15 protein-coding genes are annotated in these 17,666 nt (G+C 44.9%); 10 read left to right on the top strand and 5 right to left on the bottom strand.

What is annotated here, in order from left to right; all coding sequences use genetic code 11:
• Positions 1-2 precede the first annotated feature (2 nt).
• Positions 3-4,967: a putative type IX secretion system sortase PorU2 gene (gene porU2, locus K339_RS0104015; RefSeq protein WP_028522468.1), complete on the bottom strand. Its 4,965-nt coding sequence runs from the start codon at positions 4,965-4,967 to the stop codon at positions 3-5.
• A gap of 164 nt (positions 4,968-5,131) precedes the next feature.
• On the opposite strand from porU2, the gene K339_RS0104010 reads away from it, so the two are divergent.
• Complete coding sequence (locus tag K339_RS0104010) at positions 5,132-6,310, top strand: acetyl-CoA C-acyltransferase (protein ID WP_028522467.1); 1,179 nt, start codon at positions 5,132-5,134, stop codon at positions 6,308-6,310.
• Between the two features lie 83 nt (positions 6,311-6,393).
• Here K339_RS0104010 and K339_RS0104005 read toward each other — a convergent pair whose 3' ends face one another.
• A complete protein-coding gene (locus K339_RS0104005; RefSeq protein ID WP_028522466.1) occupies positions 6,394-6,777 on the bottom strand; it encodes a RidA family protein in 384 nt (127 codons plus the stop codon).
• A 90-nt stretch (positions 6,778-6,867) separates the two neighbouring features.
• Positions 6,868-7,584: a pyridoxine 5'-phosphate synthase gene (locus K339_RS0104000; RefSeq protein ID WP_028522465.1), complete on the bottom strand. Its 717-nt coding sequence runs from the start codon at positions 7,582-7,584 to the stop codon at positions 6,868-6,870.
• Between the two features lie 146 nt (positions 7,585-7,730).
• Here K339_RS0104000 and K339_RS0103995 point away from each other — a divergent pair, with 146 nt between their 5' ends.
• The 5 genes from K339_RS0103995 to K339_RS0103970 all read left to right on the top strand — a co-directional run bounded on the left by K339_RS0103995 (position 7,731) and on the right by K339_RS0103970 (position 12,419).
• Positions 7,731-8,441 carry an esterase family protein gene (locus K339_RS0103995; RefSeq protein ID WP_028522464.1) on the top strand — a complete coding sequence of 237 codons (711 nt, stop codon included), beginning with the start codon at positions 7,731-7,733 and terminating at the stop codon, positions 8,439-8,441.
• 76 nt (positions 8,442-8,517) lie between these two features.
• A complete protein-coding gene (locus K339_RS0103985) occupies positions 8,518-9,585 on the top strand; it encodes an ATP-grasp domain-containing protein (RefSeq protein WP_028522463.1) in 1,068 nt (355 codons plus the stop codon).
• Between the two features lie 33 nt (positions 9,586-9,618).
• Entirely contained in the window at positions 9,619-10,716 is a 1,098-nt protein-coding gene (locus K339_RS0103980) for a carboxylate-amine ligase (protein WP_028522462.1), read from the top strand.
• A gap of 129 nt (positions 10,717-10,845) precedes the next feature.
• Complete coding sequence (locus K339_RS0103975; RefSeq protein WP_037299193.1) at positions 10,846-11,652, top strand: hypothetical protein; 807 nt, start codon at positions 10,846-10,848, stop codon at positions 11,650-11,652.
• Between the two features lie 389 nt (positions 11,653-12,041).
• Complete coding sequence (locus tag K339_RS0103970; RefSeq protein ID WP_028522460.1) at positions 12,042-12,419, top strand: nuclear transport factor 2 family protein; 378 nt, start codon at positions 12,042-12,044, stop codon at positions 12,417-12,419.
• Between the two features lie 43 nt (positions 12,420-12,462).
• On the opposite strand, the gene K339_RS0103965 is transcribed toward K339_RS0103970, so the two are convergent.
• Positions 12,463-12,852 (bottom strand): HIT family protein, encoded by a 390-nt coding sequence (locus K339_RS0103965; protein ID WP_028522459.1) that lies wholly within the window; start codon positions 12,850-12,852, stop codon positions 12,463-12,465.
• A gap of 56 nt (positions 12,853-12,908) precedes the next feature.
• Complete coding sequence (locus K339_RS0103960; RefSeq protein WP_157607467.1) at positions 12,909-13,649, bottom strand: DUF6089 family protein; 741 nt, start codon at positions 13,647-13,649, stop codon at positions 12,909-12,911.
• Positions 13,650-13,926: 277 nt separating this feature from the next.
• On the opposite strand from K339_RS0103960, the gene fusA reads away from it, so the two are divergent.
• From fusA to K339_RS0103940, 4 genes are all read left to right on the top strand, one after another.
• On the top strand, positions 13,927-16,035 hold the full coding sequence (gene fusA / locus K339_RS0103955; protein WP_028522457.1) for an elongation factor G: 2,109 nt from the start codon (positions 13,927-13,929) through the stop codon (positions 16,033-16,035).
• 155 nt (positions 16,036-16,190) lie between these two features.
• Positions 16,191-16,496 carry a 30S ribosomal protein S10 gene (gene rpsJ, locus K339_RS0103950; RefSeq protein WP_028522456.1) on the top strand — a complete coding sequence of 102 codons (306 nt, stop codon included), beginning with the start codon at positions 16,191-16,193 and terminating at the stop codon, positions 16,494-16,496.
• 298 nt (positions 16,497-16,794) lie between these two features.
• Positions 16,795-17,043 (top strand): LuxR C-terminal-related transcriptional regulator, encoded by a 249-nt coding sequence (locus tag K339_RS0103945; protein WP_028522455.1) that lies wholly within the window; start codon positions 16,795-16,797, stop codon positions 17,041-17,043.
• 363 nt (positions 17,044-17,406) lie between these two features.
• Positions 17,407-17,666, top strand: a 260-nt coding sequence (locus K339_RS0103940; RefSeq protein ID WP_028522454.1) for a transposase, incomplete at its 3' end; no start/stop codon positions are given.

The following is a 17,666-nucleotide window of genomic DNA, read 5'->3' as shown; positions in this document are numbered from 1 at the left end:
TTTTAGCGAATTACAACGATTTTTCCTGTTGTCTTGACTCCGTCGGCAACAGGAATATCTTCTCCGTTCTTCTTGACAGTCACCCGATACACGTACGTTCCTGCGGGTAGGTCGGTAGTGTTTGTCCAAATCCATTCGTTAAAACCAACCCGAGGAACAAACGAAGCGGTTTTGAAGGTTCGTCCTGTCATATCTACCAGCGTAATTGTTGCTTCGTTGGGGTTTTCTTTGCCCGAAACCGTAAAAGAAACTCTAATAAGATCACTAGCTGGGTTGGGAGTAGCTTCTACCGAAACCAGTTTTTGTTCATTTATCACTCGGAAACTGATTTGATAAACGCCCGTTCGGTTTAAAGTAGCATCGGCACCCTGAAAACGAAGGGTGTACATCCCGTCGGGAAGGGTTGCGGGACGAAATTCGATTCGAGCTACATTTTGGTTATCGGCTGGTACAAATCGAATGACTGAGTTGGAAAAAGCAATCCGTTGGAAGGTCGTTTGCGAGGGGCGTTGCAAAAACAAATCCATGCCCAAGGTATCTCTTTTGAAAAGAAAACGATTCTCGTCTTTGAGCTGAAACAAAATCGTTGGTGTAGCCGAAACTACTTCTCCGTCGCGGATGCGCTGTCCGTCAAAAAACACATCAAGCGTGGGAGCAAAGCGGTCGGGTATAACCGTAAACGGTAGATTGATGGTGTTGTTGTCGTAGTTCTGCTCGGGTTGTTGGCGCGGATTAATGTTGACTAGCAAACGGTTATCTCCCCCTTTGCCCAAGGTAGGCATTGAAATGGTAAAAGTGGCTTCTTCATTGGGTTGCAGGCGACCTAATTTTCGCTCACTCATTTGGGGAGCACCAGTGGGGCTAAAAATTGTTTGCTGAACAACAAGCGAATCGCGAAACGCGACGGGAGAGATGTTTTTGAACGAAACATTGACTGAAACCACTTCTCCTTCTTGACGTTCAAGAGCGCCATTAAGGCTTGCCGTGGCACTTCCTTCGGGAACGGGGGTGTAGTTGATCCACCAATTTCGTAATTGCAAAGGTGTACTCACTCGCGCATCTTTATTGGCCAGTTGAAGCCTTAAACGAAGGTAAGGATATGTATTGACGTCAACGTCTTGAAGAGAAACTGTCCCCATGGCTAGGCCCGTTTTTAACACCTTTTCAGTACCGTTGAGGGAAATCCCAATCACTTCTAGGGTCGCTTGTGTTTGGTTGGAAGTGAGGGGCTCTGTTTTGTAGTTCAGCGTTTTCCATTGACTAGCTGGCCCCACCAAAGAAGAGGTAATTTGCCCTTTCCCGCTGTTACTTTTCACCGTAAAATTATCCAATGTAAGTGTCCGAAGGCTCGGGGCAAGGTCATTGGGGTCTGCGACAACCTCAACGGCAGGTTGTTTGGCTCCTTTCTGAACAATCAACAAATAAGGGCTTTGAAGACGTGCCATACTCGCTTGCGTCAGTCCTAGTTCAGTCAGTTTATTAAGCTCTGAGGCAGGCCACAAATCAAATTGAATACCGTTGAGCGTCATCAACACAATCCAATCACCGTCAGGAACTGCGTCCACCCATTTGCTAAAAAGCTTATCGTTCACAATTTCACGTTGGCGGAGGGTATTCATAACGTAAGGTGGATTTCCGCAATTGCGGCTGGGCATCACTGAGTATGCCTGCAGGTTGTCGCGGTGAAGCGCCGTGACGGCAAGATTGGCACCAGGTCGCCAATTGTCGATTTGGTCGAAAGTCGTGCAATTCCCTTCTACCACCAGCAAAATGTCGTTGATGGATAATTGTGATACTTTGTAACCCTCATTGAAAGCCCCGACGGAACTTCCTGCGACTACGGCTTTGACGTTGGTGGAAACGGTCTTATACGACCAAGTAGGTTGGGTGTTGACGGACAAATTTACCTCTAATGGAGTGGCTTTGGTAAACTGAGAAGGCTGACGCTGTGCCCAACCTTCTCCGCCATTTTTGACAAAAGTAAACGAACTTTCAGTCCAGACATTGTCGCTGCTTGCGGGGCGGTCGGCGTAGCGAATGCGCCAATAATAAGTGGTTGAATCGCGGTTGAGAAGCGTCACTTTCCACGTTGGTAGCACCGTTGCGGCAATGGCTTGGGTACGTTTGAAAGGACTGTCAAAACGGGTAGTCGTATCAATCTCAACGGTATAATTTCGGTTGCTATTGTCTATTTGTTGGGCCACCAGCAGCGTGGTTGGCGTGCCATTTTCGGTCGTAGAAACCACGGAATACTCAGCAGGTAACAAAGGATAAGCCCCCGCTACGGGTAAACTTAATTCAACAGAAGCTAAATTATTCGTACGACTGTTTTCGGCCAAAACGCCATTGGGGTCAATTTGAACCTCAAAACGATTCAAGCCGCTTTGACTACGGTCGTGGGAAAGGCTGAAGGTAAGTGTATCAAGGTAAGCAACAGCTGAAAAGGTAGCGTCATAGACCGAAACGGCTCCGTCGCGGGTAGTACGGGTAAGGCGAATGGGGAGTTTTTCGTTGCGATAAAGCCCCAGATTAGCTACTACCACCTTGATTTTGAGCGAGTCACTAAACGCAGAAACAGCAGCTCCGTTTTTACTTTGAACCAAAATACTTTGGCTATTAACACTATAATCAGGTTTTTGGGTGGGGAAAATAACCACGGCAGGGTCGCCTTGAAGCGTCATCTGTTGGGCATCTGCTTGGTAAGTAGGGTCTTCGGGGTAAAGCGCCAACGTTTTACGGATAATTTGCTGGTAAATCTCCCCAAACGGTCGATTGAAGTTGGTGCTATCACCCAGCATGACGTTATAAAAGGTGTTGGCATAATCATTCAACGAATACACATAAGCCACGTTGGAGTGTGCCAAAAACAAAATAGCGCCGCGGTCTTTGGTCGTAATCCAGTCTTGGGCGTAGGTTCGGCTGTACCCAAACGTAAAGTTCCCAACCACGCAGCCATTGGCAAATACCAACGGATAACGGCCTTTATTGCGGTAACCAAACACATCATTGGAAACCATACCCAAGTCAATATCGGTGACGTTGAGGGCTGAATGCCCAAACAGCGTCATAATCCCTGCGCCTTCATTGACCTCGTTGGTAATGCCCACGTATTCAATGGCTTCGTCGGTTTTTTTTGTGATGGTCGTTACTTTGGCGCCCAAAAACTCTTTTTGAGCTTTTTTCCTGAAAGACTCCATGATACCCAAAAATTGTCCTTGCTCAAAAGAATTGGTACCGCCACTCAAATGCAGGATGTTTTTTCGCCAAAGCGCATTCATGGGCGTGGCTTCGTGCTCTTTTACTTTTTCCAAATAGTTAAGTACTTCTTGTGGATTATCGGTCCAAATTCGCCCCGTAGGAAGGGCGGGTACGAGCGAGGGTTGCCCTTTCAAGCCGTGCGAAAAAAGGTTGTCGGAGCCAGGCCATCCAAACGTTGGCACCATGTCCACATTCGCAAGGTTGGAATTGGTACGGTTAAAGTCAATTTGTTGGGTACGTCCTACAATGAATAAAAACTTGGGGCTCCCTTTTTCGACCATAAATTGTACAAAACGACGCACGGCCAACGGGCTAAACTCACCGTAGTTGAACTGATTAACGAGCAAGTCCATCTGCACAGTGAGGGTGTCGTATTTCCCTCCTGCGACAGACGCTCGGTAGCCACCAAACTGTTTGGCGACGTTGATAAGATTACGGTGTGTCACGACCAGATAATTGGCTTTGGTTGGGTCGATGTTGCGGAACGAAACGCGCTGTATGCTCGGAACGGCCAATGGGAGGCGCGTGGCAAAAAGCGTTTTTCCCGAAGCGGTTTCCCGCACTACGGCTTTTAAGGTGCTGTTTTCGAGGGTTGAACCAACGCGACCTACGTTGTTTTTGTCACTGATGTCAAACAAGCGTGTGGCAGCGGTAGCATTGGCAATTTCGAGGTACGATTTGTTTTGAGAATTGGGTAAAAGGTAAAAGTATTTCTGAGGATTATTGAGCACATCGAAACGTTGGGGATAGCGGAGGCGATAATAAGTCACGCTATAAACATCTTCGGCTTGGTTGGGAAAACCACCTCTTGAAATCGTGGCAATTGAAATACGATTGCTGTCGAGCGACACGTCCGAAAATGAAATAGGGTACTGAACCAACAACGCATTTTGGTAACTAAACCGAACCGTATCCACTAACCGATTGGCATTGACCGCACTTCCAACGCTGATTTCGATAAAGTGGGCACGGTGGTCGCGGCCCATCAAATGCAGCTCAAGCTGAGGTTGAAAACCCGTTCGGACGGGATTTTCGAGGGTAAATCTTCGTTGGTTTCTTTTGTTGATGGAAATTTCAGGCCCCGTCCATCCTTCGCCATAATCATAAAAAGAGTTTTGCGCCCCACTCGGCGAACCCAATGGATACATCAACCCTTCCGACATGCCCGTGTAGTTGTAACTTGCAATGTTGGAAACCAATAAATCTTCGCGGTGATAAGGCTCAGGAGTGAGCGTTGGGGTCGGATTTTCCTGATAAAAACCCATGCGTTTGCCTGCTTGTCCGTCGAGTCGCCACGTCAAAAAGTAAGCAGTGGTGTCGGAATAAAGATTGTATAGCTTGTGAGGTTGCGCACTGTGTGGAAGATACAGGAGAGAATCTTGCGTACCGTCGTTGCCTTCCCCGTAAAACTCAAGGTAGTCGCTCTCGTCCAAGCGGTTGTCGGTTTCGCCTTGAATAAAAATGGCCTGTTCTTTTCCCCGAAAAAACAACTGAATGGAGGTAGGGTTGAGGGTCGAAACAGGAACCCCCGCTTGGCGAAGTTCGTTGGCGGAAATACGATAAAGCCCTTTTTGAGCAACAGGAATTTTAAAATATGTTTGCTGAAAATTAATCCACTCGTTGCCGTAACGTTGGGCGTTGGTTGAGAGTGCAAGAATAAAAAAGAAAAACGTAGCAATTATCGCCTCTACCTCAAATCTAAGTTTCATGGTTTTTACTCACTGATATTGAAGATGCAAGTTAACGACTGAGCGAAGAAATGCCAAGTATTTAAAAAAATGTTATGCTTGCAGAGTAATTTTTGCAAAAAAAATGGTTGTTTTGTGGTAAGGAATCTAAAACGTTAAACAATAAGACGAAACAACCTTAAAACATGAACGCATACATTGTAGCAGGATACCGCACCGCCGTGGGAAAAGCCCCGAAAGGTGTTTTTCGTTTTACACGCCCCGACGACCTTGGTGCAGAAGTAATCAAACACATGATGGCGCAATTGCCACAACTTGACCCCGCTCGAGTGGATGACCTCATCGTAGGAAATGCCGTGCCCGAAGCTGAACAAGGAATGCAAATTGCGCGTTTTATTTCGCTGCTTGCTTTGCCTAAAAGCGTCCCTGGTTTTACCATTAACCGTTACTGTGGGTCAGGGGTGGAGGCGATTGCGATTGCAGCGGCTAAAATCAATGCTGGTATTGCGGATTGCATCGTGGCAGGAGGAGTAGAGTCGATGTCGATGGTGCCTACAACGGGCTGGAAAACGGCCCTCAACTACGAAATTGCGAAAGACCACGCCGATTATTACATTGGAATGGGGCTAACGGCCGAGCAAGTAGCCAATCAGTTTAAAATCAGCCGCGACGAGCAAGATGCGTTTTCGTTGGCTTCGCACCAAAAGGCATTGGCAGCACAAGCTGCGGGTAAATTTGACGGAGAAATTGTGCCTATTACGGTAAAAGAAACGTTTTTTGACGCTAACTCAGGAAAGAAAAAAACCAAAGAATATGTAGTAAGCAAAGACGAAGGCCCACGCGCTGACACTACCCTCGAAGCATTAGGGCGTTTGAAGCCCGTATTTGCAGCAGGCGGAAGTGTGACAGCAGGTAATTCGTCTCAGACGTCAGACGGAGCGGCTTTTGTGGTGGTGATGTCTGAAAAAATGGTAAATGAACTAAACCTCAAGCCAATCGCACGTATGATGTCGTACGCATCGGCAGGAGTAGAACCGCGCATTATGGGTATCGGCCCCGTGGCGGCGATTCCGATTGCGCTAAAACAAGCGGGTCTTACCCTCAACGACATTGACCAAATCGAACTGAATGAAGCGTTTGCGGCTCAGTCATTGGCAGTAATAAAAGAATTAGGAATTGACCCGACTAAACTTAACCCTAACGGGGGAGCCATTGCACTTGGACACGCCCTTGGCTCAACGGGCGCGCGTTTATCGGTGCAATTGTTCAATGAAATGCGTCGCCGCGACCAGAAATACGGAATGGTGACTGCCTGCGTCGGTGGTGGCCAAGGCGTAGCAGGTATTTACGAGTTTTTGAACTAATACTGTGTAGAGGGAGTGGGGCAGAGGGTTTGAAAAGGGAGTTTTTTCGTACCCAAAGCCCTCTGCCAGCCCCTCTTTGCCACCTAATCTTTTACCGCAATGACCGAAATTTCAACGTTAACATCTTTCGGGAGGCGTGAGACTTCTACGGTTTCACGGGCAGGGTAGTGACCCGAAAAAAAGTGCCCATACACTTCATTTACCTTCCCAAAGTTATTCATGTCCTTCAAAAAAATAGACGTTTTGATGATGTTATGGTAGTGAAGCCCTGCTTCTTTTAGGATAGCTCCAATGTTTAACATCACCTGACGCGCTTCGTGTTCGATATTTCCCGTAACGAGGTCGCCATTGTCAGGGTCAATGGGAATCTGACCTGAGACATACAACGTATCGCCAACCATCACAGCTTGCGAATAAGGTCCAATGGGCGAGGGAGCCGCAGTGGTGAAAATGATTTTCTTCGACATAACTATAAAATTATAAGGTTAATTTAGTCACTTCGGCTACGATTTGCAATTCTCACTAATACAATTGACGGTGGGTGGTCAACTATGAACTCATTCTAATTCGCGTAAATACATCTGGATGGTGTTTTCCAGGCCATAGTAAAGGGCGTCGCAGATGAGTGCGTGGCCGATGGATACTTCGTCCAAGTGCGGTATTTGTTGCTTTAAAAATCGCAGGTTATCCAAACTCAAATCGTGCCCCGCATTCAGTCCCAAGCCTACTTCTTTGGCAACGTTCGCCGCGCGTACGTAGGATGCCACCGCTTCTTCACGGTTGTCAAAATACTCAGCGGCGTAAGGTTCGGTATAAAGTTCTACGCGGTCGGCTCCGCAAATTTTGGCACCTTCAACCATGGCTTCGATGGGGTCAACGAACACCGAAACTCGAATTCCTGCCGATTTGAAGGTCTGTACTAAATCAGTCAGTCGGTCGCGATGAGTAATGGTGTCCCAGCCTGCGTTTGAGGTAATTGCTCCCAGTGCGTCAGGAACCAACGTTACTTGGGCGGGTTGGGTTTGAAGTACCAATTCAACAAACTTCTTTTCGGTAGGATTTCCCTCAATGTTAAATTCTGTGGTGACGACTTCTTTGAGGTCAAGTACGTCTTGATAACGAATATGACGCTCGTCGGGACGGGGATGAACCGTGATGCCTTGCGCTCCAAATCGCTCGCAATCAAGCGCAGTTCTTACGACATTTGGATTATCGCCGCCCCGCGAGTTGCGGAGGGTAGCAATTTTGTTGATGTTTACACTAAGACGAGTCATAAGCGGTAGTTAATTAATGGTCGAATAGACACACCCAAAGGTATTCGGAAAACGACTTTTTGACAATTTTTAGTTCAGAAACTTGATATTCTGAGTTTTTATCTATATTTCGTCAAAATATTTATTCATCAAACACTTTATCAACCTTGAAAGAAACCTATCACAAATGGTATTCCCCCACCTTGGGGCGCGACATTGAGATGCAGGTATTTGGGCATTGGGGGTATCCCATTTTGCTCTTTCCGACGTCGATGGGGCGTTATCACCAAAACAAAGACTTCGGACTGATTGAATCGGCGCGATGGTTGGTTGAATCAGGCAAAGTAAAGCTCTACTCGGTTGATAGCATCGACCGTGACAGTTGGTATGCCAAACACCTTCATCCTTCGGTGCGCGTACACAATCACAGTATTTACGATAGTTTTTTGACCAACGAACTTGTGCCTACGATTCGTCACGAAAGTAATGTTGACAAAATCGGGGTCGCGGGCTGTAGCTTTGGTGGCTATCATGCCCTCAATTTTGCGATGAAACACCCCGACAAAGTCGCGTATCTGTTTAGCATGAGTGGCGCGTTTGATATTCGTAGTTTCTTGGAAGGCTACAGCGACGAAACGGTCTATTACAACAATCCCGTGGATTTTATGCAAAATGAAGAAGGCTGGAAATACAACCACATGAAAATTGTGCTTGGGACGTCCGAATGGGATATCTGTCTCAACGATAACGTGCGGATGTCGCAAATCTTGAACTCAAAAGGCATCAATCATTGGCTTGACATTCGTGGGTGGGAGAGTCACGATTGGCCACTTTGGAACAAAATGTTTCCGCATTATCTCTCATTAATGGGTTTATAAAAAGCTGCTTATCCCCAATAGTAGCTTAACAATAACAATAAAACTCTCCCATTGGGGGTGGGGGGGCTCAAACATCATGAAAAAAATAGGAATTTTACACGGAATGGAAAATACGTTTCCGCAGGCATTTGTGGAGCGTGTCAATCAATTGGACGGAAAAAACATCGTAGCCGAACCCGTACTTATCGACCGTGTTGTGCAGGGCGAAGCTACTGACTATGCCGTAATCATCGACCGTATTTCTCAAGATGTACCGTTTTATCGGGCCTACTTGAAAAACGCTGCCCTCTGTGGAACGGCCGTTATCAATAACCCCTTCTGGTGGAGTGCTGATGAGAAGTTTTTTAACAATGCGTTGGCCGTAAAATTGGGCGTCCCTGTACCAAATACGGTGTTAATGCCATCCAAAGAGCGTCCAGACGACACCAGCGAGACTTCTTTCCGCAACCTTAAAATGCCGATGGCATGGGGCGAAATGTTTGACTACGTCGGTTTTCCTGCCTACATGAAGCCGCACGCAGGTGGTGGTTGGAAGAGCGTTTATAAAATCAACGACATGGACGACCTTTGGCACAAACACGCCGAAACGGAGCAATTGGTGATGCTTCTCCAGAGCGAAGTGACGTTTGAGGATTATTATCGTTGCTACTGCCTTGGTGGAAAATACGTCCACATCATGCCTTACGAACCGCGTAATCCGCACCATTTGCGGTATGCGACGCAGCCTAAAACAACGGGCGAAGCGCACAAAAAACTAATTGCGACGATTACCGATTACGTACTCCGTTTGAACAAAGCTTTAGGGTACGATTTTAATACGGTAGAGTTTGCGGTACACAACGGCATTCCGTACGCGATTGACTTTTGTAACCCCGCTCCTGATGCCGATATTCATTCGGTGGGACAAGAAAATTTCGATTGGATTGTCGATAACGCGGCTAAAATGGCGATTGAAAAAGCCCAAGCCCACAAAGACGGTCAAACTAACTTAACGTGGGGCTCGTTTGTGCGCACTTCGGCGATGAACCTACCGATTAGCCATTTGGCCAAAGGAGATGTAGAGCCTACCGAAGAAAAGCCTAAAAAAGCAGCGTCAAAGGCCAAAGCCGAGGAGCCTGCCAAAAAAGCGCCTAAAAAGAAATAAGTTTTTCAGCGGACGATTCACTACCCAAGACCTATGCACCAGTTTACAATCGGTATTGAAGAAGAATTCCAGACCATCGACCCCGAAACCCGCGCGTTGCGTTCGCACATGTCGAAGATTGTTGAGAACGGAAAAATCATTCTCAAAGAGCGTGTGACGGCCGAAATGCACCAGTCAGTAGTGGAGGTGGGGACCAATATTTGTACCAATATTGAGGAAGCGCGGAAAGAAGTAACTTACCTGCGCAAGATGATTATTGACCTCGCAAAGCAGCAAAATTTACGAATTGCTGCCGCAGGAACGCACCCGTTTTCGGATTGGCAAGACGAATTAATTACGCCCAACGAACGCTATGACAAGCTCATCGAAGAAATGCGCGACGTGGCACGGGGGAATTTGATTTTCGGTTTGCACGTTCATATCGGGATTCCAGACCGCGATACAGGAGTGAAGTTGCTCAACTCACTGACGTATTTTTTGCCGCATATTTATGCGCTTTCTACCAATTCTCCTTTTTGGTGCGGGCGCAATACAGGCTTTAAGTCGTATCGGTCGAAGGTGTTTGATAAGTTTCCGCGCACGGGTATTCCCGAGTATTTTGAAACTGCCCACGATTACGACGACTACGTGAACCTGCTCGTTAAGACGGGTTGTATCGACAACGGTAAGAAAATTTGGTGGGATTTGCGTTTGCATCCTTTCTATAACACGATTGAATACCGCGTGTGTGACATTCCGATGCGCGCCGACGAAACTATCTGTTTGGCGGCGTTGATGCAGGCATTGGTGGTGAAGATTTATAAATTGATGAGCAAAAATCTCAATTTTCAACACTACCGCAAAATCCTCGTCAACGAAAACAAATGGCGGGCGGCTCGGTACGGTATTCACGGAAAACTTATTGATTTTGGACGCAAAGAAGAAGTGCCTTATTTCAAATTGGCGGAAGAACTCCTTGAGTTTGTCGATGATGTCTTGGACGAACTAGGCAGTCGTAAAGAAGTAGAGTACATCCACAAAATCTTAGAAATGGGCACAGGCGCCGACCGACAATTGGCCGTCTGGGAAGCCACCCACGATTTGAGCCGAGTGGTAGATTATATTGTGGAAGAGACTGAGTATGGTCTCTAATAATTTATTAAAAAAATGAGAGAATTGCCTTATTGGCAATTCTCCATTCATTAAAAAAATGCAACAAAAAGGAGCGAATTTGCTCGTATGTATCGTTAACAATAAACGATACAACAATTCAACCGTTTCATGAAGAAAATTATTCTCTTTCTCTCTGTGCTCGTTTTCATTTCTTGTGACGAGAAAGTTACCCCCACACCCGTTACAACCCCGACTTGCAACATTAGTAGCGAAACTGGTAGAGACAATGCCTACCGACTCGACTATGTGTATGCTCCCAATGGCGTGCCTGAAGGAGTAAATATTTCGGTAAAAGACAATGCGACGGGGCAATTGAAAGCTACTGGTAAAGCAGTATATACTTATGCAGACAACCGATTGGTGAAAGTAGTGGATGGAGACGTAGAAGAAACTCTCGAATACAACGCCAATGGTTCCATTGCTCGATTAACCGTAGTAAAAACCCCCGAAGCGAATTATGTCAATTACGTACTGAACTTCACCACCGATGCCAATCAGCGCATCACGAAAGTGACGGACTCAAAGGGTATGGAAGCGACAATCACGCGTGATGCACAAGGCAATATTCTGGAAACAATCACCAAAGACACCCGCACCAATCAGGAGGTGTTTCGGGTTGTATTGACGGGTTATGATAGCAAAAAGACGATGTTTGATGCTTTTAAGGGCTGGCAGTTTAGCGTTTTGGGGTATTATGCCGATTATATCAAATTTCCACTTTTTACCACAAAAGCGGGCGGGAATGCCACCAAACGGACTGAATACGAATCAGGAAAAGCTGTGAGAGAAACCACTTATACCTTTACTTACACCACTGACGGATTTCCGTTGACAGAACAAACCCTTACGCGATTTTTGGACGGTTCTGGGATTTCGACGTATAGCAAAACGTTTACTTATACCGATTGTAAATAAACATTTGTGCGGAAATAGACTTTGCGGTCCGCCGCCGCGGCGGACCGCAAAGTTTCGTCTAATTCTGCGATAAGTATTTAAGTAAAAAGACAAAATAGTAGTAGGTATATAAACGTTCCTGCTACTAAATTCTGTAGTCGCTATATATCTTTTGTGGTGTATTGATTTTCAGGTAGTTATATTGGGTTTTGTTTGGAAGTCTCCCTTATTGTTTTTACTTTTGAGTAGATGCTTTTTTCAGGATATTGTACCATGTTTCCATGGACGGTGTTAAGTTATTTACCCTTTAACTATCCATCAAAATGAATAAGCTATTAACTCTTCTTCTATTGGCTTTCTTTTTTACTTCCTGTAAAACAAGTATTAGCAACAAAAAAACACAATTAGGTATGAAGACAGAAAACAGCACGACAAGCCTTACCCTTGCTGCCGTGGAAAGGTTTAATGCGGCGTTCAATCGTCATGATGTGGATGCTGTGATGAATGCCATGACCGAGGATTGTATCTTTGAGAATACCAATCCCGCACCAGATGGTGCTCGTTTAGTAGGGGCGGAGCAGGTCAGAGCGTATTGGACAAAATTCTTTACGAATAACCCAGACGCTGTTTTTGAGGCAGAGGACATATTTGCCTCTAGCGACCGTTGTGTGGTCAGGTGGATTTATCGCAAAACAAAAGATGGAAAACCTTGGCATTTGCGGGGAGTAGATGTTTTTAAAGTCCGAGACGGAAAAGTAGCAGAAAAACTAGCTTATGTAAAAGGGTGATTGATGCTGCTACATGATAGGTTTCCTCGTGCTTTTTCGCTTATCACAATTTCTCCCTTATCTTCTTTGCAATCTCTGCTAGTTCTTCTTGGCTCATTTTGAGCTTGTTATTGAAATTCATGTCTGCCATGCTGTTGAGCGGGATGAGGTGTACGTGGGCGTGGGGCACTTCGAGTCCAACTACTGCAACGCCAATTCGCTTGCACGGAACCGCTTTTTCTACGGCGGCCGCCACGGTTTTTGAAAATTGCATCAATCCAGCGTAAAGAGCGTCATCTAAATCAAAAATATAATCGACTTCTTGTTTTGGAATGATGAGCGTATGTCCAGGTGCACAAGGAAAAACATCGAGAAAGGCTAAAAAATCGTCAGTTTCGGCGATTTTGTGGCAAGGAATTTCTCCATTAACGATACGAGTGAAAATAGAAGGCATAGCGGTAACTGTTAAATTTGGCGAGCAATATACAAACAAAAATGGCTTCTTTGGGCCTACCATCGGCGGCGAATTCGCATTTTGTATAGCCCTAATCGGCGAGTGACGTTGAAGGTAGCGACTTGATACGCGTCGTTTTTCTTAGCATTGCCTGCATGACTAACGCCATCTAAATAATCAGAAGTTGAAAGCCTAAAAGACGCTTCAAGCCCCACAATCCACTCGGGAGACACATCGTATTTAATACCTAGTCCAATGGGAAAAGACAAATGAAACGCATTGTACTGAGCCGCTCGGTCGATGGCAATGCCTTCACGTATCCAAGTGTAGGGAGTTTGGCTTTCGTCGAAGTTGATTTGAGGTTTGGCATAAACTACCGACACGCCCGAGAAGAAATAAGGCGAAAAGAATGATTGAAATCCATTTTGTTGACGATAAAAAATCGGGTTCATGTTGTAGAAATCCCATTCGAGCAAAAGTGAATTTTCAACAAAATTAGTTTCGAGGGTCAAATTGCGAGAAAGCCGAGTGGGGTAGTGCTTATCGCGCCCCCAAAATTGCCCTCCTTGAACGTTGTAGCGAAGCGCCACTACGTCTCCAATGTACTTTCTTGCATAAAGATTGACGGAGGGACGAAATTCTCTGGGCCATAAATCGTGCCGATTGAGGTCGCCTAAATAACCTACGGCTCCTGTGCCAATACCTACTTCCCAGCGGTGCATCGACTGGCAAAATGCTGCACGGGCCAGTAACAATAATAGTGCCGAAATAACGAATGAACCCAATAATCGCGTCATTATGGGGATTTTGAGGGTTATGTGATTGATTGAATAGGGTAAGTTCTGAGAACGGTAAATAGTAAGCAAAAATAGTACCAACGTCTAGTAATTAAGTAGAGAAAATAAAAAAGAGGGTGCTTTGAAGGGGTAGTTTTTAAATTTGTAAAAAACGACTTTTGGTTTTTCAGGACAAAACTTCTAATTTTGCGCTCTGATTTTCAGGGGTGTGTCAGAATTGACACATTTTTTTGGTCAAGAAACAGACTTAACAGATTCAATAACAATCACAAAAACCATGGCACGTGATTTAAAATTCACAAGAAACATTGGGATTGCGGCTCACATTGACGCGGGTAAAACCACCACAACGGAGCGTATTCTTTATTATGCAGGGGTAAGCCACAAAATCGGTGAAGTACACGACGGTGCAGCGACGATGGACTGGATGGCGCAAGAGCAAGAGCGCGGTATCACCATTACGTCTGCAGCTACAACAGTAGATTGGAAATGGAGAGACAACAATTACCACATCAACATCATTGACACTCCAGGTCACGTTGACTTTACGGTAGAGGTAAACCGTTCACTCCGCGTATTAGATGGTCTTGTGTTTTTGTTTAGTGCAGTAGATGGTGTTGAGCCTCAATCTGAAACTAACTGGCGTTTGGCCAACAACTATAACGTGGCTCGTTTGGGCTTCGTAAACAAGATGGACCGTTCGGGTGCTGATTTCTTGAACGTGTGCAAGCAAGTAAAAGAAATGTTGGGTAGCTACGCAGTACCTTTGCAGTTGCCTATCGGTGCAGAAGACCAATTCAAAGGGGTAGTTGATTTGATCAACAACCGTGGTATGATTTGGAACGAGCATGACAAAGGAATGACTTACGAAGTTGTGCCTATTCCTGACGATATGAAGGAAGAAGCAGCTGAGTGGCGTGAGAAACTCCTCGAAGCAGTAGCTGAGTATGATGAGACGTTGATGGAGAAATTCTTCGAAGACCCAGAGTCAATCACTGAAGATGAAATCTTGACAGCCTTGCGTGCAGCGGTAATCGACATGAAAATCGTTCCAATGCTTTGCGGTTCTTCATTCAAAAACAAAGGAGTACAAACAATGCTTGACTACGTGATGGCATTGTTACCTTCACCACTTGACAAAGAAAGCATCAAAGGTACAAACCCTGACACAGGCGCTGAGATTTCTCGCAAGCCAAGTGTTGACGAGCCTTTCGCAGCGTTAGGATTTAAAATTGCGACTGACCCTTACGTAGGTCGTTTGTGTTTTATCCGTGCTTATTCAGGAGTATTAGAAGCAGGTTCTTACGTTTTGAACAACCGTTCAGGTAACAAAGAGCGTATTTCTCGTATCTTCCAAATGCACGCCAACAAGCAAAACTCAATCGAGCGCTTAGAGGCAGGTGACATTGGTGCGGTTGTAGGTTTTAAAGACATCAAAACGGGAGATACCCTTTCGGATGAGAAAAACCCAATCGTTCTTGAATCAATGGTATTCCCTGATCCAGTTATCGGGTATGCCATCGAGCCTAAGAAAACAGCTGACCAAGATAACTTCTCGAAAGCTATCGGTAAGTTGATTGAAGAGGATCCAACGCTTCAAGTAGAATCAAACGAAGAAACAGGCCAAACCATCATCAAAGGGATGGGTGAGCTTCACTTAGAAATCATCATCGACCGTATGCGTCGTGAGTTCAAAGTAGAAGTAAACCAAGGTGCGCCTCAAGTAGCTTACAAAGAAGCACTTACTAAAAACTTTGAACACCGCGAAGTATATAAGAAGCAGTCGGGTGGTCGTGGTAAATTTGCTGACATCGTGTTCGAAATCGGGCCACGTGATGATCAGAAAGAAGGAGAAGAAGCCCCAACTGGTTTGTTGTTCGTCAACGAAATCGTGGGTGGTTCTATTCCTCGTGAATTTATCCCTGCCGTACAGAAAGGTTTCAATGACTCGATGAAGAACGGTGCATTGGCAGGTTACCCAATCGATTCAATGAAAGTTCGTCTATTCCACGGTTCATACCACGATGTTGACTCTGACTCATTGTCGTTTGAATTGGCAGCTCGTATGGGCTTCAAAGAAGCGGCTCGTCAGGCAGGTCCAAAATTGTTGGAACCAATCATGTCAGTAGATGTAGTAACTCCAGACGAATATACTGGTCCTATCACAGGTGACTTGAACCGTCGCCGTGGTATGATGAAAGGGATGGACTCAAAAGCAGGTGCGCAAGTTATCAAAGCGAATGTGCCATTGTCTGAATTGTTTGGTTACGTAACTGACCTTCGTACGATTTCATCAGGTCGTGCAACTGCCAACTTGACGTTCTCGCACTACGAATTCTTGCCAAACAACTTGGCGGAAACCGTAATTGCTAAGTCAAAAGGATAATTTTAAGTTTACTGTTTTGGGTTTATAGGTTTAGAGTTCAAATACAAACCGTAAACCCGAAACTTAAAAACTGTAAACATTAAAGATATTTCCTATCGGAGTTAATGGCTCTTTCGATGGGAGAATTAATAATCAATCAGAGCCAACCAATTATAATGAACCAGAAGATTCGTATCAAATTGAAGTCATTTGACCACAACTTGGTGGACAAATCGGCCGATCGTATCGTGAAAGCGGTAAAATCAACGGGAGCTGTGGTAAGCGGACCTATTCCATTGCCTACAGAGAAGCAAATCTACACAGTATTGCGTTCACCTCACGTAAACAAAAAATCACGCGAGCAGTTCCAACTTTGCACTTACAAGCGCCTTATCGACATTCACTCGTCAAGCGCTAAAACAGTAGATGCGTTGATGAAACTTGAATTGCCAAGTGGTGTTGATGTCGAAATTAAAGTTTAATGACATTTGGTTTCAAATAAAAAGCCGACCTTGAAAAGGGTCGGCTTTTGTTGTTTTAGGGATAAAATCAGGGTATTTTATCCCTAAAACCTATTGATAAGTTTTTAGGTTATTGTTTGCAATTCTCCATAGACTTACTGTATATTTGGCGCAGTGTATGCGTAAGCATATCATTTTCTACCGCTTCGGCGATTTACCCTACTTTCTGATACACAATAGTGACAGCCTTTTGCCAAAAAGCAGCTGTTTGTTAGAACTATATCCTATCCATTAGGAAAAGGATAAAATGGACTGATAAATGCTTGATTTGGTGGCTGTAAGAATAGAATGTTCGGTAAACAATAACCTAAATGATATGACAGCCAAGCAACACCCAGAGCAGCTCGAAAAATTAAATGCCTTAGAATTATTGCTCCTGAAGGAGAACGTACTACTTACCCGCCAAGAATTGAGAGTGCTGTATGAGGCTATAGAGGGGAAAGGCAATGCCGAAATAGCCCAACTTATGCATGTATGCCTAGGTACAATTAAGACAGTTCAATGGTAACTACAGAAACGCTTTTTCCGTTTTTTCAAGTAGAAGAGCTTGAAGAAAGATTAGAGAATAAATGGGGTGACTCTAATCCAACTAGAGGTCTCTAGTATCAATAACGTGGAGCAGATTTAGAAGCAGATGAGTCATGCGACGAAGAAGTCATAGCAGAGAAAAAAATAGTATTTGATTGTACTATAAAATTAAGTTGTACTTTTAATTTTGCAAAAAAATAACAGAAAAATGATAAAATATATGATAATATCGTTATTTTCGCTTCAATCTCTCTTTGGGCAAACTCATACTTTTGAAGGTACGAATCTAGCCCGCTAAAAAGTTGGACACAAATTAGGGTATAACTTTTAAATTTGTGATTCAATGGGAAAGCATCAAAAATCATGGAGCCAGGAGGAAAAACTGACCATAGTGAATTACTACAAAGAACACGGAGCTGCTAAGACATCTAAGGAGTTTAACGTCTCGAGTGCAAACATTTATAACTGGGTTTCCCAGTACGAAAAAGGAGGTTTTTCAAGCCCATCCAGCGTTAGTAACTCTGATAAAGACAAAGAGATTCTTCGCCTTCAGCGAGAGATTCAAGCTTATAAAGAGATAATCGCTGAAAAAGAATTGTCACT

This window comes from Runella limosa DSM 17973 (assembly GCF_000482465.1).
In the GTDB taxonomy this organism is placed as follows: domain Bacteria; phylum Bacteroidota; class Bacteroidia; order Cytophagales; family Spirosomataceae; genus Runella; species Runella limosa.
Note: the sequence above shows the minus strand (reverse complement) of the source record. Positions and strands in the feature narration are given on the sequence as shown.

Coding starts and splice junctions, on each gene's coding strand:
- K339_RS0104000 (WP_028522465.1), bottom strand. CDS start 7,584: ATGACTCGTCTTAGTGTAAACATCAACAAAATTGCTACCCTCCGCAAC.
- porU2 (WP_028522468.1), bottom strand. CDS start 4,967: ATGAAACTTAGATTTGAGGTAGAGGCGATAATTGCTACGTTTTTCTTT.
- fusA (WP_028522457.1), top strand. CDS start 13,927: ATGGCACGTGATTTAAAATTCACAAGAAACATTGGGATTGCGGCTCAC.
- K339_RS0103960 (WP_157607467.1), bottom strand. CDS start 13,649: ATGACGCGATTATTGGGTTCATTCGTTATTTCGGCACTATTATTGTTA.
- K339_RS0103945 (WP_028522455.1), top strand. CDS start 16,795: ATGCTTGATTTGGTGGCTGTAAGAATAGAATGTTCGGTAAACAATAAC.
- K339_RS0103965 (WP_028522459.1), bottom strand. CDS start 12,852: ATGCCTTCTATTTTCACTCGTATCGTTAATGGAGAAATTCCTTGCCAC.
- K339_RS0103985 (WP_028522463.1), top strand. CDS start 8,518: ATGAAAAAAATAGGAATTTTACACGGAATGGAAAATACGTTTCCGCAG.
- rpsJ (WP_028522456.1), top strand. CDS start 16,191: ATGAACCAGAAGATTCGTATCAAATTGAAGTCATTTGACCACAACTTG.
- K339_RS0103975 (WP_037299193.1), top strand. CDS start 10,846: ATGAAGAAAATTATTCTCTTTCTCTCTGTGCTCGTTTTCATTTCTTGT.
- K339_RS0104005 (WP_028522466.1), bottom strand. CDS start 6,777: ATGTCGAAGAAAATCATTTTCACCACTGCGGCTCCCTCGCCCATTGGA.
- K339_RS0103980 (WP_028522462.1), top strand. CDS start 9,619: ATGCACCAGTTTACAATCGGTATTGAAGAAGAATTCCAGACCATCGAC.
- K339_RS0104010 (WP_028522467.1), top strand. CDS start 5,132: ATGAACGCATACATTGTAGCAGGATACCGCACCGCCGTGGGAAAAGCC.
- K339_RS0103970 (WP_028522460.1), top strand. CDS start 12,042: ATGAAGACAGAAAACAGCACGACAAGCCTTACCCTTGCTGCCGTGGAA.